The organism is Paenibacillus sp. S-38 (assembly GCF_049942825.1).
GTDB lineage: Bacteria > Bacillota > Bacilli > Paenibacillales > NBRC-103111 > Paenibacillus_G.
Map to the genome: position 1 here is coordinate 3,050,946 of NZ_CP187970.1, position 14,570 is coordinate 3,065,515.

Sequence of the window (14,570 nt, forward strand, 5' to 3'; positions counted from 1 at the left end):
GAGATAGTATACGGAATGTGACTGCCGCACTGGCAGGCCGCGCCATCTCTTAAGCCGCTGCAGAACCCCGGACCGCCGGCCGGATTCTCTCGTGTCTTCTTCTATACTATTTGTCTTTCTTTTTGAGGAAGAAACCGGCGGCCTCGGAGAGGAGGATGACGACGGCGAGGCATCCGAGCAGATACGGAACGATGAGGGGGACTGCACGCAGGTCGGTGATCCGAACCGCCTGAAGAAACAGGGGATACAAGAGCAAAAGCAGGATAAATAAGGCGATTTTCACGGGGTACTCCTTATATTGGAAATAATGAACGAAGGTTAAATAATGATTGACGGAATGTGAAGCGGCGTAATAATATAGCATTACCGCGTTAAAGCAAATTTCTACAAAATATTCAGAAAAAGCGACAGGTTGTTCTCTTTAGCAGGACGGACCCGGATATACAGAATGTCGCAGACCCAGTCCTCTTCGGGCGGGTCAATCCGTTTTATCTACATATGCAGGAGGTCATTCATGATGAAATCATTCAAGCTCATCCCGCTTCTTCTCGCCGTTCCCCTGATCTTCGCAGGCTGTGGAACGAAGGAGACCGCGACTAACGGCAGCAGTGCCGGGAGCACGGCTCCGGCCGCAACAGAGAAGAAAGTCTATAAGATCGGCATCACGCAGATCGTCGAGCATCCATCGCTCAACGCGACACGCGAAGGGTTCCTGGCGGCGCTGAAGGACAGCGGATTGGTAGAGAAGGACAACCTTCAGGTAGATTACCAGAACGCCCAGGGCGATTCAACCAATAATCTGACGATCGCCCAGAAGTTCGCATCGGACAAGAAGGATCTCGTGCTCGCGATCGCGACGCCGTCCGCACTTGCGGCCGTGCAGAGCGTGAAGGACAGCCCGGTGCTGTTCGCCGCCATTACGGATCCGGTCGGCGCCAAGCTTGTGAAGAGCATGGACAAGCCGGGCGGCAATGTGACGGGAGCGGCTGACACGCATCCGGACGCGGTACCGAAGCTGATGGACCTGATCGCCTCCGACTTCCCCAAAGTCAAGACCGTCGGGATTGTCCTGAACGAGGGAGAGCCGAATGCGGCCGTGATGGCGAAGAACGCCGAGACGGCACTGGCCAAACATAATATCAAGGTGCTCAAGGCGGCTGTCACGAACTCTTCCGAAGTGAAGCAGGCGGCGGATTCCCTGGCCGGCAAGGTCGATGCGTTCTACATCACCCTCGACAACACGGTCGTCAGTGCGGTCGATACGATGATCAAGGTGGCCAATGACAAGAAGATTCCGCTCTTCTCCTCTGACCGGGATACGGTGGAGAGAGGCGCAACGGCAACGTACGGCTTCAAGTACTACGACCACGGCTACCAGGCAGGGAAGATGGCTGTCGAGATTCTGAAGAACGGCGCGAAGCCGGGCGACCTCAAAGTGAGCTACCCGGATAAGCTGGATCTCATCATCAACCTGGATGCTGCCAAGGCGCAGGGCGTTGAGATTACCGACGCGCTGAAGAGCAAGGTGCAGGATCCGAAGAACCTGCTTAGCGGTTCGGCGAAATAGTACGTCAGACGGAGTGACCTTTGCGTATGCTGCCAAGGTCACTCTTCATTCTTTCTAGGGGGAACCTACATGAGTGGATTCTTAGACATTATAGAAGGCTCCGGGGAGCTCGGCCTCCTCTACGCCCTGATGGCGCTTGGCGTCTATATCACCTACCGCATTCTTGACTTTCCGGATCTGACGGTGGACGGAAGCTTCACGACCGGCGGCGCCATCGCAGCCGTGCTCATCACCGGAGGAACACCTCCGCTTGTCGCGACGGCAGCCGCTTTTGCAGGGGGGATGCTGGTGGGTGCCTGCACGGGCCTGCTGCACACCAAGGGGAAGATTAATGCGTTGCTGTCTGGGATTCTCATGATGATAGCGCTGTATTCGATCAACCTGCGGATCATGGACAAGAAGGCGAACATCTCCCTGTTCGGCATGGATTCCCTGCTCAGCAATGTGGAGGAGCACTGGGTCATCCCCACAGTAGGGATTGTGGTTGTCCTGATCAAGTTCGCGCTCGATTGGTTCCTGCATACGGATCTTGGCCTCGCTCTGCGGGCGACAGGTGACAACCCCCGCATGATCCGAAGCTTCGGGGTTCATACCGACAATACGATTATCGTGGGCGTCTCCCTCTCGAACGGATTGGTTGCGCTCTCCGGTGCGCTGATCACCCAGTATTCCCAATTCGCTGACGTGAACATGGGGATAGGGATGATCGTTATCGGTCTGGCTTCGGTTATCATCGGTGAAGCGCTGTTCGGCGCCCGTACCATTATCCGCGCTACGCTCGCGGTCCTGCTCGGGGCTATCGTCTACCGGCTGATCGTTGCGCTGGCGCTGCAGATCGGTCTCGAAGCGACCGACATGAAGCTGATGACCGCGCTGATCGTCATCGCTGCGCTGACGGTACCGAAGGTCCGCGCTTCGATCCGGCAGCGGACGTTCATCCGCAAGCGGGCCGCGGAGATCGAACGCACGGCAGCAGCACAGAGCTCCCGGGGAGGTGTACGGTAATGCTGAGAATCGCGAATGTTACGAAGCTGTTCAACCCGGGCACGCCGGATGAGAAGGTGGCGCTGTCCCGTATTAACCTGCATCTGAATGAAGGCGACTTCGTTACCGTGATCGGCTCCAACGGGGCCGGCAAATCCACTCTGATGAACCTGATCTCCGGCGTGATGACGCCGGATCTCGGACAGGTCCATATCGAGGGGAAGGCGGTCGAAGGCCTGCCGGAGCACCGCCGCAGCCAGTGGATCGGCCGGGTCTTCCAGGATCCGATGGCCGGTACGGCGCCTACCATGACGATCGAGGAAAACCTGGCCCTCGCGTATTCGCGCAGCAAGCCGAGAGGCCTCTCCATCGGCGTCACCGGCAGCAAACGCAAGTTCTTCCGCGAGCAGCTGGGACGGCTCGGCATCGGCCTCGACAAGCGGCTGAACGCGAAGGTCGGCCTGCTCTCCGGCGGGGAGCGCCAGGCGCTGAGCCTCCTTATGGCGACGTTCACCAAGCCTCGCATCCTGCTGCTTGACGAGCATACGGCGGCGCTGGACCCGTCCCGAGCGGAGCTCATTACCACACTGACGGAATCCATCGTCTCGGAGATGAAGCTCACCACGCTGATGGTCACCCACAACATGGAACAGGCGATCCGGCTCGGCAACCGCCTCATCATGATGGACAAGGGTACGATCATTCTCGATGTGCCGCCGGAGAAGAAGCAGGGACTGACCGTCGAAGGCCTCCTGAAGGAATTCGAGAGGATCCGCGGGGAGAAGCTGGCGGATGACCGGGTCGTCCTCGGATAAGAGTAGTTTACGCACACCAAACCTCCATTCCACCACAGATGTGGGATGGGGGCTTTTTTTATCCAATTAAACATAACTCGCAGCAGCTCATCTCTCTAAGTTAGATCTGCGGAGCTCCCGTACCCGGTTCTATGGCAGTGACGTCCGATCCGTCACATAATCCAGAGGCAGGAGGCCATGCTAATCGTATCCAAGCCTGAAGATAGCCATGACGAAGGGAGCGACCAACCCCCATGCACTTCAATCGAAGAAAAATAAGAATCGCAAGCTTAACGGCCGTGCTGCTGTGCGGGACCTGGCTGCCGGTGACCCAGGTCGAGGGGCGGCCGGCTCCGCAGAAAGAAGAACCGAAGGCGGCTTTCATCCGCGGCGGTCATCTCTGGCTGAAGACGGACGGCCAGGAAAGAGAGCTGACGGAGGGAGGCATAGCGGACACGCCCCAGTGGTCCGCAGACGGACAGTACGTTGCGTATACCCGGCGGACTTCCGCCGAATCATCCCAGGGGGAGATCTGGGTCTATGCCGTCCAGACAGGACGGCATGTGCAAGTCAGAAGCCAGGGCGGATCGCATTACCGTTGGTCACCCGTACGCAATGTGCTGGCCTTTCAGCTTGAAACGGTACTGGGGACGGTCGAGGTGGGCCACAACGGCGCAGGAACCTTCAAGAGCGAGGCGGTGGGCGTCGGCAATTACGCCTGGCTGCCGGATGGCAGCGGCTTCCTGGTTTCCTCCGCTGCGCAGCTGAACCCGGCGGGCTGGAGCGCGGTCGAGCTGTACACCGTTGCCCTGCGCAGCGGTTCGGCGCCGTCCAAGCCCAGGCCTCTGTTCACGCTGCCCCTGCAGAGCGAGGATTTCTTCGCGATCGGCACGAGCACGTTCAAGTGGTCGCCTGACCGGCGCTGGATCTCTTTCATCGCGCGGCCTACCGCCTCCTTGTCGGCGGACAGCAATACGCTGTGCCTGCTCTCGGCCGATGGCAGCACGTTCCGCAGGCTCGGTTCGATGCTCGGCTATGAGTCCTGGTTCCACTGGGCCCCCAAGGCGGAGAAGCTGGCTTACATTGAGGGCGAAGGCCGGCTCGTGACGCAGAACAAGCGGCTTCTGATCCGGGAAGCGGGAGCCTTCAGGTCAGGAGGCTATACCCCTCCCGGCTATGCCGACAGGGGTTTCACCTGGCTCGATGACAGCACGCTGGCGGTCTCCCGTTCCAAGGAGAGTGACTGGGAGACGGAAGAGAGCCTCCGGCCGCTGCCTGCGCTCTACCGGGTAACGGCAGTAACCGCAGGGCCTGACGACGGACAGCGGCTCACGAATCCGCCAGGCGGCTCCGGGGACTTCGCGCCTTACTATGTAAGACGCTCGGGGAATCTGACGTGGGTGCGCTCGGACCGCAAGGAAGCGGACGTCTGGATCGCAGATGCTTCGGGCGCGGGAGCGGAGCCTTACATCAAAGGACTTGCAGCCGGCACGTCCTATTACGAGCATTTTGACTGGAGCTGGGCTCTGGCCTGGTATGATCCGCAGCCGCTGCATGCGGCAGGCATGGGGGGGCGAATAAGAGCGGCTATCGCTGCAGGTGTTCCGTCCTATGCGCCATGGGGGCGGATCGCCATGCAGGAGACCGCCAAGAAATACAACGCCGAAATTCATGATTATCTGTACGTCGGCCGGAAGGAGGCCGGTCCGAATCTCACCGAGGATACCTTCAAGCTGTGGGTGGTGAAGGACGGCCACGGCTTCGGTGTCCTCGTCCATGTGCGGTGGGAGACCTCGACCGAGCGGCTGCAGTCCGTTACCTTCGAAGAGACGGACCGGTGAGTCGATGGCGCAGGGCACAGTCTTGAGCGCTCCCAAGGAATCGGCAACTCTCCTAGTACAGCGGATAAGAGCCGTCCCGGTCCAGAAGCTAGGAACAGAGCACGGTTACATCCTACCCGGCATCGCCCATCGCGGCGGCCGGTTATTTTTTTGTCCCCTTATTGCCAAAGGAATCTAATTCGATTAATATCTAATTAGATAAATGTCAAAGGAGATGGAGCCCCTGCCTGTACAATTGGATAAAATCATCACGTATCATAAAGCGCTGGCCGACCCGACCCGCTTCCGGATGCTGATTCTGCTCGCCCAAGGGGAATGCAGCGGCGGGCAGCTGGCCGAGCGGCTTCATCTCGCTCCGGCGACGGTGACGCACCATGCGGCCAAGCTGCGGGAAGCAGCGCTGATCCGCGAACGTCGGGAGAAGAATACGATCTACTTCTCCTTGAGCGAGTATTTTCTGAGAGAGCACGCCCAGGCGTCCCTCGATCTCATCTTTCAGAATCCCCTGGTCGAAAAGGAGGAATTGTCCTTGGAAAACGAGAAGTTACAAGCATCCGTGTTCAAGCATTTTTTTACCAAAGAAGGCAGGCTGATCCGGATTCCCGCCCAGTACAAGAAGAAGCTGATCGCGCTCGAGCGGATCGCCCGAACCCTGGAGCATGGGCGCACCTATCCGGAACGGGAGCTGAACGAAGTCATCCGGGAATATCACGAGGATTTTGCAACGATCCGGCGGGAATTCATCATGCATCACTTTATGTTTCGTGAGAACGAGGTGTATGAGCTGAATCCGGAAGAAATGTGGACGAAGTGGGAGGAAGTCAGGTAGATGCAGGACTTGTTGACGAAGGCAAAAGAAGTGGCGGCGGAAGCGGCCGTGGCGGCAGGGCGGCTGGCGAAGGAGCATTTTGACCAGGAGAAGGAGATTCTGGCCAAGGGCAGTGACGGCGACCTGGTGACGGCCGTCGACCTGCTCGCAGAGCGTGAGATCCTGAGCAGGCTGAACGCCGCCTTCCCGGAGCATCAGGTCCGCAGCGAAGAGAGCGGCTGGTCGGGAGTGGAGGGCGATTGGCTCTGGCTGGTTGATCCGCTCGACGGCACGAACAACTATGCGATCGGGCTGGCCGCATACGGCGTATCGATCACGCTGCTGTACCGCAAGGAGCCGGTGCTCGGCGTGATCTATGACTCGCATCTCGGCAACCTGTACGTGGCTGAGAAGGGGAAGGGCGCCGTGATGAACGGGCTGCCGCTCACGGCTAAGACGGGGCGGCCCACGCCGAAGCTGACGCTGGCTTGGATTCAGGGTCATCAAGTAGGCCGAAGGGGCCGGGCCGCCGCACTGAAGCGGCATCTCGAAGAGAACTCGAAGCGGGTGCTGCCACTCTGGGCGCCGGCGCTGCAGTGGAGCATGCTGGCGAGAGGAGACCTCGACGGCATCGTGCTCTACAACTCGGAAGGCGACGACCTGTATGCCGGTGTGCTGCTCGCCAAGGAAGCGGGTGCCGTCGTCACCGACTTTGAAGGCCGTCCGTTCGAAGGAATGAACCCCGAGCCGTACCTCGTCTCCTGTGCGCCGGACCGGCTGGAGGAGCTCCTGGAGCTCGTACGCCGGGGGATGGAGGCTGGAGCGATTCTGCCGCAGTAACGAGGCGCAGATCTGGAGAGAAGGGGCTGTACGACAGGCTGGGGCGGCAGAGGAATAGCCCCTCAGAACGGAGGCAAACCTTACTCGCGGGAACGGGAACTCCAAGGAGAAAGGAAGTACGTGCCGCATGAAGAAGACCGTCTCCACACCGGAGAATGATTCCGGGATTTTGGAAGATCCTGCCCACGGCCCCCAGCTGCGGACGCCCGGACGCGTGAAGTCGGATGTGGTACGGTATCTGCAGGCTCACCGCCATCCGTGGAACCTGCGGCTGCATTACGCAGCGTTTCTCGCTGCCTTCCTCGGGTGGATCTTCCTGCTGGTCGACTGGCGGCTTACGGCGGTCTTCGCAGCGATACATTACCTTCTGTCCTGGACAGGACACTTCGGCTTCGAGAAGAACAAGCCGGCTTCCTTCCGGTATCCGCTGCTTGGCTTCTATGCGGGATTCGCCTGGTTCTTCGTGCGTACTTATGAGCTGGGGACCGGACGCCGCGTGCTCCAGGATTGGGAAGGGGACATTGCAGCGCATGCTGCCATGCAAGTAAAGAGGGAGGAACCAACCATGACTGCGAAACAAGATCCACTTCCGCTGCTGACGGACCAGTGGACGGAAGAAGAGGCCCGTACGGTGCGGGCCCAGCTGATGGCATTCAATCAGCTCACGGCACCGACCGCCTTCCACGCTCATTCGGAGACGATGAATTTCCTGCTGAAGGACGAGGATGGTTCGGTAACTGGCGGGCTGCTAGGCCGGACCTACCGGTTCGCCCTGTATGTCGAGATCCTGTGGGTACATGAGAAGTACCGAGGACGGGGGCTGGGCGGGAGGCTGATTGCAGAGGCGGAAGAAGCTGCGCGGCTGCGCGGCTGCAAGCTGATGCACCTCGATACGTTCAGCTTCCAGGCGCCGGAGTTCTACAGGAAGATGGGGTTTGAAGTATTCGGGGTGCTCGACGGCTTTCCGGAAGGGTACCAGAGATACTATTTGAAGAAGACGATCGAGCCCAAGACCGCGCAGCTCTCCTGAGCAAGTTAGAACAGGAGTGACGATCATCAGTCGAACCCGGGGCTGTTGGCGCGAGCTGCCTTAGACCGTACAGGGCTCCGCTGTCTTCACCGTTCGCATCGGACCGGCAGCCGTCGTCCGTGCGGTCCGTCCCTTTCGGGAGTAGCCGAATCCTCTGGGCATCCCGGCTTCCGCGTCAAACAGGCCGGCCTACCCTATGGTAAGCCGGCCTGCCGGGGTTCCTGGCGGAACATTATGTAAGCGGTTCAATTCGGGATCCGCGGTTGGGGGCCGCTTGTCACCACATGCTAGGCAGCACCTTGATCTCCCGGTCCATCTTCGGCAGAAACGAATAGTTCGGATTGAAGGTGAAGATCCGCTTCATCTGGTAGGAGAGCATGACAACCGCCGTCAGCGCTTCGCTCAGCGAGAACTGGTAGTTCGGGAAGTCGATGATGAGCCGCTTGGCCTCCTGCTCCAGTTCCGGTGAGCTTGGAATAATCGTCAAGACGCCCTTCTGGGCCGCTTTGTCCATCGTGTTCAGGAAGATCTGGGCATCCGAATAATCAAAATGATTGCGCAGCCACTGGTGGGTCTCGAACACGACATAGTTCGTCGTAGCGAGCCGCCGGTCCATATCATCCATATCGTAGAACAGTGTACGGGCCTTGAGATAATAAGGGTCTTCGGGATTCATGAACGCCATCAGGGCGGACTGCTCCAGGAAGACCGTCTGGCCGAGTCCGTCCGTATCAAGTACGCTCATATTCTTCTGCCTCCTCTACCCGCCGGTCTCTGCGTTTGGTAAGCGCATCAAGCTGCAGAAGCGGATTCTTCTCTTTTTGCTCCACGGTAGCCTGGAACATCATCTCGTGGCTGCGTACGGCAAAAAACTGCTCGATCATATAGTGGACGGCACCGCTGACCGTCGTATGCTGGGCTTCGGCCATTTGCCGGCACTTCTCGTAATATTCGGGCTCCAGCTCGATCACATGGCTGTCGGTTTCGTTTTCGCCTTCGGGGGAAGAGATCAGCGAGGTTGCGGCGCTCTTCCAAGCCTTCAGCTTGCTTTGCAGCAGATCTTTGGAATTGCTCATGGGCGTCACCTTCCAAACTCCAGTAGTTTCATTCGGTTGCTTCGGTTCTGTGTACTGTCGCCGTCCTATACCATTCGACGTAATATTCCAATTTTATGGGGGTTTTTGTCGGAAAAGACGGAACAGTCTCATTATAACATAGTTATTTAACCGCGGCTCCCCGAATTCAAACAGCCCCTGAATCAAGCCGGAAAACGTGGGGGCGAGGTGGTGGTCCGTTCGTTTTTTGGCGGTGTGCCCCCGTAAATACGGGTCGTGTACAGAATGCTTTAGGGAAATGCTTCCCAAAAAGGGCGGAACTTCAGGTAGGTCAAGCACATGAGAGCGTGAGACATCACCGCGCTCGGCCCGCACAGGTACATAGCAGGAATGGCAGGCAAACAACCAATGGGCAATCATTCGCAGCCGTCCCGGCGAGGGTGCCGGAAGGGCGGGTGCAGGGGCCGTTTGGGGAGTCGGCTGCAGGAAGGTATACGGTAAGGCTGCCTTGGCGCCGATGAACCTCGGTCCTGAAGAGGGAAAAGGAGGAGATGAAGCGTGCTGGGACGCTTTGATATTTATTACGGCATTGATCTTGGAACATCGAATACGGTGATCTATCAGCAGGGGAGGGGAATCGTGCTCAGAGAACCGTCCGTGGTGGCGATCCGCCAGGATACGGGCGAGATTGTGGCCGTAGGCACGGAGGCGCAGGCGATGATCGGGCGTACGCCGGAATCGCTGGAGATCGTCTATCCGCTGACAAGCGGAGTGATTGCGAACTTCGAGATGACTTCGCAGATGCTGCAGCTGTTCATCCGTAAGATTGAGGGCCGCCGGCGCTGGCTGCGCAATTCCCAGGTATACATCTCGGTACCGTGCGGGATCACGAGCGTGCAGAAGCGGGCGGTCGAGGAGACCATGGTGCACAAGGGGGCGAAGAAGGCGGTAGCCGTCGAAGAGCCCCTGGCGGCGGCGCTCGGTGCGGGGATGCCGGTGGACGAGCCGATCGGCTCGCTTGTCCTGGATATCGGCGGGGGCACCAGCCAGGTGGCCGTGCTGTCGCTCGGGGGCATCGTCGTCAGCCATACGGTGCGGCGTGCGGGGATGTCGATCGACAAGGACATTATCGAGTATGTCAAAAAGACTTACAATCTCGCGATCGGCGACCGTACGGCCGAAGAGATCAAGATGCGGATCGGCTCCGCGGTCGAGCTGCCGGAGGAGATCTCCATCGACATCCGCGGGCGTGATCTCATCGACGGGCTACCCCGTGCGGTGCGCCTCACGTCAGGGGAAATCCGCGGGCTGTTCGATGATTTCCTGGCGGTGATCTTCGAGGCGATCCGCTATACGCTGGAGCACTGCCCGCCGGAGCTGGCGGGCGATGTCGTGGAGCGCGGCATGCTGCTGTGCGGCGGCGGAGCGCTGCTCCACGGGCTCGACGACCGGATTCAGGCGGAGACCGGGGTGCCGGTTCACATCGCCGCGGAGCCGCTCGACTGCACAGCCCTCGGGGCGGGCATGATGCTCGACTACCGCCGGGAGCGGCGGATGGGCACCGGCCTGCCGGGCTACCGCGAGAGTGCGGCGTCTGCGGAGAGAGAGGGCGAGCGGATGCGCCAGGAGGCGTAAGCTTGCAGGGACGAAAGGATTCCGCCTGGAGTGGCGGGGTCCTTTTGTCTTTTTGGGGAGGGGGCCCGCTTCCGGCGTGACAGAGTCCGCCAGGCCATCCTTATCTTCGTCCGGCTGGTCCTCGAGTACGGCTATTATACCTCAGGCTCAAAACGGCTGGGCAGGAAATGTGCCCATGGGCCTGAGCGATCTGCAAGGAAGCCGGTTATAATCAAGAAAGAGGAAGACACCTACGACAAGCCTGCACAGCGGACAAGGGTTCCGTAACCTCGCAAACGCTTAGGTGGGGGGAACGTCATGAAGGTGATTCGCATGGCATGCATTCTGTTCAATGAAGTGACGATGCTTGATTTTCACGGATTCTTCGATGCGGTGACCCGGCTGAACCGGGTAGAGGGCTTCGGCAGGCTGACCTATGACCTGTGCGCTCTGGAGGAAGAAATCACAGATGACCGGGGAATGACCGTGCGCATCCCCAAACGGATTGGGGACTTGTCCGGTTACGACATGCTGTTCATCCCGGGCGGCATGGGAACACGGGAGCTGCAGCTCGATCCGGAGTTCCTCGCATGGCTGCGGACGGCGGAATCCGTCCCTCTCAAAATCTCCGTATGTACGGGGGCCTTACTGCTCGGAGCGGCGGGCTTCCTGGAAGGGAAACGGGCGACGACAAATCCCGGGCTGTACAAGGGCATCCGGCCGTACTGCTCGGAGGTGCTTCACTCCCGGATTGTGAGAGACGGGGGCGTGATTACCGCCGGCGGTGTGGCCGCTTCGATCGATCTTGGCTTGTACGTGGCGGAACAGCTGGCCGGGGTGGAGGCGGTCCGGATCGTGCAGAAGTCCATGGATTATCCGTACTACCGCGCAGGCTCGGCTGCACAGGACTTGTACGATGCGGCGGCAGCCGTTGACGCTGCGGGCCAGGGCGGGCTATGATGTAAAGAATATCCAGACGGGGCATCGTCCAAGAAGGCCTTCACCCCCTGGGACTGTTAACGAAAGAAGGGATTCTTATCGCCGCCCAACGTCTGATCGGGTGCCTGCATGCCCACCATTCCAACATCCGTTTTTTTGAAGGAACCTTCGATGCAGCGTCCTTCGGCTTTCTGCACTTTGTCGATCCGGGACTGATTCACTGGCTGACCAAGCAGGGGGAGAAGACCGGTCCGCTGGAAACCCGGGGGACCACTTCCGTGCTGCAGGACCGACTGACTGGTCAACTGGAGTGGATCGCCGGCTGCGGGGTCGACGCGATTCTCATCACGTGCACGAACTATATCGCCGAGCTGGCGAAGCTGGACCGCGCACGGCTGGAGAGCGTCGGTGCCGAGGTCATCGCCATTGACGAACCCTGGTTCCGGGAGGTGGCGGAGAGCGGGGGAGCGTGCCGTGTTGCCTTCACAAATCCGGCCACCGTCCAGGGGACGATGAAGCGGCTCGAAGCCTATGCGGAAGCACGGGGCATCCCGCTTCGTGCCGAAGCCGTCGTGGCGGACGCCAGCCTATTCGAGCATCTGCTGCAGGGCAGGGAGGATCGCTATGCCGAAGAGACCAGCGCGTTTCTCGCCGGCCTGACGGCGGAGGATCCCGCTGTGCCTGTCGCCGCCGCCCAGCTGTCGATGGCGGATGCGGCGCGAAAGCTGCAGGGGCGGGGGGCGCGCGTCATTGAGCCGCTCAGCGCACTGCAGCGGTACTTGTCTGCCTGGTAGTTCGTGGGCGGCCTTATAGGGTTGAGAAGTAGAAAACCGGCGTTCCTCGCTTAGAGAGGAATGCCGGTTTTTAGATTTATTGGCTGCTCAGCCGTATGCGCAGTACAGGTCCTAGCCGGCCTCCGGGATCTTCACTCCGACAGGCAGACTGGGGAAGCTCGCGGTCACCTTGAAAATATCGCCGTCGACCTCGATCCCGAGCTCGCCGCCCTGCAGCTCCACGATGCTCTTGGCAATGGCGAGCCCGAGCCCCGAACCTTCGGTATGCCTGGAAGCGTCCCCGCGCTTGAAGCGTTCGGCGAGCTCCTGGGCTTCGCCTTCGAATTCGTAGGCGGAGACGTTCTTCACCGTCAGCAGAATATCCGACGGCCCCTGGCTCAGCGTGACATAGATCCGCGTTTGCGGGAGAGCGTACTTGACCGCATTGCCGATGAGGTTCTCAAAGACGCGCCACGTCTTCCGGCCGTCTAGGGCGGCCATCATCTGCGGCTGATCCACCTGGACGCGGAAGGTGAGAGATGAGGCGGCCAAGCTGTCCTCGAATTCGGCAAGCGCCTGCTGGAGCAGGGCGGCCACATTGACGGGTTCGGCCTGGAGCTCGACCGCCCCGCTGGCCATCTTGGACGCCTCGAACAGGTCGTCGATCAGCGCCTTCAGCCGCTGGGCCTTGCGGTCCAGTATGGCCACATAGTCCCTGCGCGTCTCCTCCGGCAGCTCGGGCGACTTGAGCAGATCGACGTAGTTGATGATGGACGTCAGCGGTGTCTTCAGGTCGTGGGAGACGTTCGTGATGAGCTCGGTCTTCATACGCTCGCTCTTCATCCGCGACTCAAGCGCGGTCTGCAGGCCTTCCCGCATGTTGTTGATGCCGTGGGCCAGCCGGTACAGGCTGCCCCGGCCCTTCTCCGGAAAGGCCACGTGGATCTGGCCTTCGGTCATTCGGGTGACGCCTGCGAGGATGGTGTCAAGGGTGCGGATTCGACGCAGGACGTAGGGGACGACGAAAAGGGTATAGGCAATCCAGTATCCCGATGTTAACACGGTTACCTCATCATGTCCCAAACCTAAATTATCGGAGCGAGAAATAACCGTTAACCATGCGGGTCCAATCGTCGCAGTCATTATCACAACCGTTTTAAACGTCATACTGCGATACATCGTCCGATCCACCAGTTTACCACGCACACGCTTCGTAATACTTTTCTCCCACTCCGCCCTGATCAATCCCGGTTCCTTGGCGAGCTGCATCGCATCACGCAGCAGCAGAAGCAGGCCGCCCAATAACATGGTCAGCAGAAGCAATAACAGCAGTTGTGAAGGATGAGGCGGCATTGTGAACACAGCAATCTCGTCAATTATTCCGATCGCGGTTAGGCCGCTGACCAGAAACAAAGCAAGGCGCGCATCGAATGGCAATTGACTGATCCTGCTTGCCACCCGCCCAGGGATGGTCGAACCCAAAGCCGCTTTGCACCGGAAAAGATAGTAACCGAGCATCACCATACTCAGTAAACATGCCACCAGCAGCTCCAGCTCCTTGACGATCCGGTTCTTGATCGAGCTGTAATAGATGGAATCAAGGTGAATCTGGGAGAACCCCTTCGGAACCTTCGGGACCATCAGGTACCCTTCCCACTGATGCGCCTGGAAATACTCGTTGAGCGACCTCAGATACTCGCTGTTGACCGGGCTTTCCTGCGGCATGCGTACATAATAAAGGGAATCATCAAGATAAAATTGATCCGGTGCGGAGGTTATGTTTGCATACGTTGTATAGGTACCGTTTTGGCTTTTATCCCAGATGTAGTACTGAACCGACCCAGCCCTCTTACGAAGATCGAGCTCCGCTTCTTGATACTGCTTGTCACGGTACGCCACGTACTCCGCAATCCGCTTCCGCTTCAAGGCGGCGACTTCCGCTTCCGCCTTCTCAAGATCCTGCTGCTGCTCCTGACGGATGCGGGCCAGCTCCTCAGGACCCTGACCCTGCTGCACCGCCTGCTCGAGCCGTGCGCTGTGTACAGCCTGGATGCGGAGCTGGCTTCTCTTCAGCATGGCGGCATAGGAAGCATCCCACGCTGCCAGCCGTTCCTTTCCGACTTTCTCTTCCGCCGTCAGCTCCTTGTACCTTTGGTTCTCCCCATGCATGAACTGGATCAGATTCGTATGCGCGCGGAGCTGTTCCTGGAAGTCGCGGCTCTCGAAGTAGTAATTGTCCTTCAGGAACGCCCTATGCGTCCAGATATCGCCGGCCGTAACCAGGGAGACCGCCGTCAGACCGATCAGTAGCATCCAGGCGGTGAA

Annotated in this window: 14 protein-coding genes; 10 read left to right on the forward strand and 4 right to left on the reverse strand. The window is 59.3% G+C overall.

Annotation, left to right across the window (positions count from 1 at the left end; genetic code table 11):
• Nucleotides 1–106: 106 nt before the first annotated feature.
• Nucleotides 107–283: a hypothetical protein gene (locus ACP26L_RS13935; RefSeq protein WP_426453323.1), complete on the reverse strand. Its 177-nt coding sequence runs from the start codon at nucleotides 281–283 to the stop codon at nucleotides 107–109.
• A 234-nt stretch (nucleotides 284–517) separates the two neighbouring features.
• Between ACP26L_RS13935 and ACP26L_RS13940 the strand changes: the two genes are divergently transcribed.
• The 7 genes from ACP26L_RS13940 to ACP26L_RS13970 all read left to right on the forward strand — a co-directional run bounded on the left by ACP26L_RS13940 (nucleotide 518) and on the right by ACP26L_RS13970 (nucleotide 7,864).
• Nucleotides 518–1,567, forward strand: coding sequence for an ABC transporter substrate-binding protein (locus ACP26L_RS13940; RefSeq protein WP_426454938.1), 1,050 nt, complete (start codon nucleotides 518–520; stop codon nucleotides 1,565–1,567).
• 69 nt (nucleotides 1,568–1,636) lie between these two features.
• Nucleotides 1,637–2,572, forward strand: coding sequence for an ABC transporter permease (locus ACP26L_RS13945; RefSeq protein WP_426453325.1), 936 nt, complete (start codon nucleotides 1,637–1,639; stop codon nucleotides 2,570–2,572).
• Nucleotides 2,572–3,366 carry an ABC transporter ATP-binding protein gene (locus ACP26L_RS13950; RefSeq protein ID WP_426453326.1) on the forward strand — a complete coding sequence of 265 codons (795 nt, stop codon included), beginning with the start codon at nucleotides 2,572–2,574 and terminating at the stop codon, nucleotides 3,364–3,366. The genes ACP26L_RS13945 and ACP26L_RS13950 overlap by 1 nt, the downstream gene beginning before the upstream one ends.
• 233 nt (nucleotides 3,367–3,599) lie before the next feature.
• Nucleotides 3,600–5,186: a DUF3889 domain-containing protein gene (locus ACP26L_RS13955; RefSeq protein WP_426453328.1), complete on the forward strand. Its 1,587-nt coding sequence runs from the start codon at nucleotides 3,600–3,602 to the stop codon at nucleotides 5,184–5,186.
• A gap of 214 nt (nucleotides 5,187–5,400) precedes the next feature.
• Nucleotides 5,401–6,015: a metalloregulator ArsR/SmtB family transcription factor gene (locus tag ACP26L_RS13960; RefSeq protein WP_426454939.1), complete on the forward strand. Its 615-nt coding sequence runs from the start codon at nucleotides 5,401–5,403 to the stop codon at nucleotides 6,013–6,015.
• On the forward strand, nucleotides 6,016–6,834 hold the full coding sequence (locus ACP26L_RS13965) for an inositol monophosphatase family protein (RefSeq protein ID WP_426453330.1): 819 nt from the start codon (nucleotides 6,016–6,018) through the stop codon (nucleotides 6,832–6,834).
• Between the two features lie 127 nt (nucleotides 6,835–6,961).
• Complete coding sequence (locus ACP26L_RS13970) at nucleotides 6,962–7,864, forward strand: GNAT family N-acetyltransferase (RefSeq protein WP_426453332.1); 903 nt, start codon at nucleotides 6,962–6,964, stop codon at nucleotides 7,862–7,864.
• 277 nt (nucleotides 7,865–8,141) lie between these two features.
• On the opposite strand, the gene ACP26L_RS13975 is transcribed toward ACP26L_RS13970, so the two are convergent.
• Both ACP26L_RS13975 and ACP26L_RS13980 read right to left on the reverse strand, forming a co-directional pair.
• Nucleotides 8,142–8,609 carry a type II toxin-antitoxin system VapC family toxin gene (locus tag ACP26L_RS13975; RefSeq protein WP_013916341.1) on the reverse strand — a complete coding sequence of 156 codons (468 nt, stop codon included), beginning with the start codon at nucleotides 8,607–8,609 and terminating at the stop codon, nucleotides 8,142–8,144.
• Nucleotides 8,596–8,940 (reverse strand): hypothetical protein, encoded by a 345-nt coding sequence (locus ACP26L_RS13980; protein WP_426453334.1) that lies wholly within the window; start codon nucleotides 8,938–8,940, stop codon nucleotides 8,596–8,598. The genes ACP26L_RS13975 and ACP26L_RS13980 overlap by 14 nt, the downstream gene beginning before the upstream one ends.
• A gap of 537 nt (nucleotides 8,941–9,477) precedes the next feature.
• On the opposite strand from ACP26L_RS13980, the gene ACP26L_RS13985 reads away from it, so the two are divergent.
• The 3 genes from ACP26L_RS13985 (at nucleotide 9,478) to ACP26L_RS13995 (ending at nucleotide 12,266) form a co-directional block, all read left to right on the forward strand.
• On the forward strand, nucleotides 9,478–10,554 hold the full coding sequence (locus ACP26L_RS13985; protein WP_426453336.1) for a rod shape-determining protein: 1,077 nt from the start codon (nucleotides 9,478–9,480) through the stop codon (nucleotides 10,552–10,554).
• Nucleotides 10,555–10,851: 297 nt separating this feature from the next.
• Nucleotides 10,852–11,493 (forward strand): DJ-1/PfpI family protein, encoded by a 642-nt coding sequence (locus ACP26L_RS13990; RefSeq protein WP_426453338.1) that lies wholly within the window; start codon nucleotides 10,852–10,854, stop codon nucleotides 11,491–11,493.
• A gap of 257 nt (nucleotides 11,494–11,750) precedes the next feature.
• Nucleotides 11,751–12,266, forward strand: a complete 516-nt coding sequence (locus ACP26L_RS13995) for a hypothetical protein (RefSeq protein WP_426453340.1) — start codon at nucleotides 11,751–11,753, stop codon at nucleotides 12,264–12,266.
• A gap of 111 nt (nucleotides 12,267–12,377) precedes the next feature.
• Here the strand turns inward: ACP26L_RS13995 and ACP26L_RS14000 are convergent, their stop codons facing one another.
• Nucleotides 12,378–14,558 carry a histidine kinase dimerization/phospho-acceptor domain-containing protein gene (locus tag ACP26L_RS14000; protein ID WP_426453342.1) on the reverse strand — a complete coding sequence of 727 codons (2,181 nt, stop codon included), beginning with the start codon at nucleotides 14,556–14,558 and terminating at the stop codon, nucleotides 12,378–12,380.
• Nucleotides 14,559–14,570 lie beyond the last annotated feature (12 nt).

What these genes read in the sequence shown, in the direction of transcription:
- ACP26L_RS13940 (WP_426454938.1), top strand. Translation starts at nt 518, where the DNA reads ATGAAATCATTCAAGCTCATCCCGCTTCTTCTCGCCGTTCCCCTGATC.
- ACP26L_RS13945 (WP_426453325.1), top strand. Translation starts at nt 1,637, where the DNA reads ATGAGTGGATTCTTAGACATTATAGAAGGCTCCGGGGAGCTCGGCCTC.
- ACP26L_RS13950 (WP_426453326.1), top strand. Translation starts at nt 2,572, where the DNA reads ATGCTGAGAATCGCGAATGTTACGAAGCTGTTCAACCCGGGCACGCCG.
- ACP26L_RS13955 (WP_426453328.1), top strand. Translation starts at nt 3,600, where the DNA reads ATGCACTTCAATCGAAGAAAAATAAGAATCGCAAGCTTAACGGCCGTG.
- ACP26L_RS13960 (WP_426454939.1), top strand. Translation starts at nt 5,401, where the DNA reads ATGGAGCCCCTGCCTGTACAATTGGATAAAATCATCACGTATCATAAA.
- ACP26L_RS13965 (WP_426453330.1), top strand. Translation starts at nt 6,016, where the DNA reads ATGCAGGACTTGTTGACGAAGGCAAAAGAAGTGGCGGCGGAAGCGGCC.
- ACP26L_RS13970 (WP_426453332.1), top strand. Translation starts at nt 6,962, where the DNA reads ATGAAGAAGACCGTCTCCACACCGGAGAATGATTCCGGGATTTTGGAA.
- ACP26L_RS13975 (WP_013916341.1), bottom strand. Translation starts at nt 8,609, where the DNA reads ATGAGCGTACTTGATACGGACGGACTCGGCCAGACGGTCTTCCTGGAG.
- ACP26L_RS13980 (WP_426453334.1), bottom strand. Translation starts at nt 8,940, where the DNA reads ATGAGCAATTCCAAAGATCTGCTGCAAAGCAAGCTGAAGGCTTGGAAG.
- ACP26L_RS13990 (WP_426453338.1), top strand. Translation starts at nt 10,852, where the DNA reads ATGAAGGTGATTCGCATGGCATGCATTCTGTTCAATGAAGTGACGATG.
- ACP26L_RS14000 (WP_426453342.1), bottom strand. Translation starts at nt 14,558, where the DNA reads ATGCTACTGATCGGTCTGACGGCGGTCTCCCTGGTTACGGCCGGCGAT.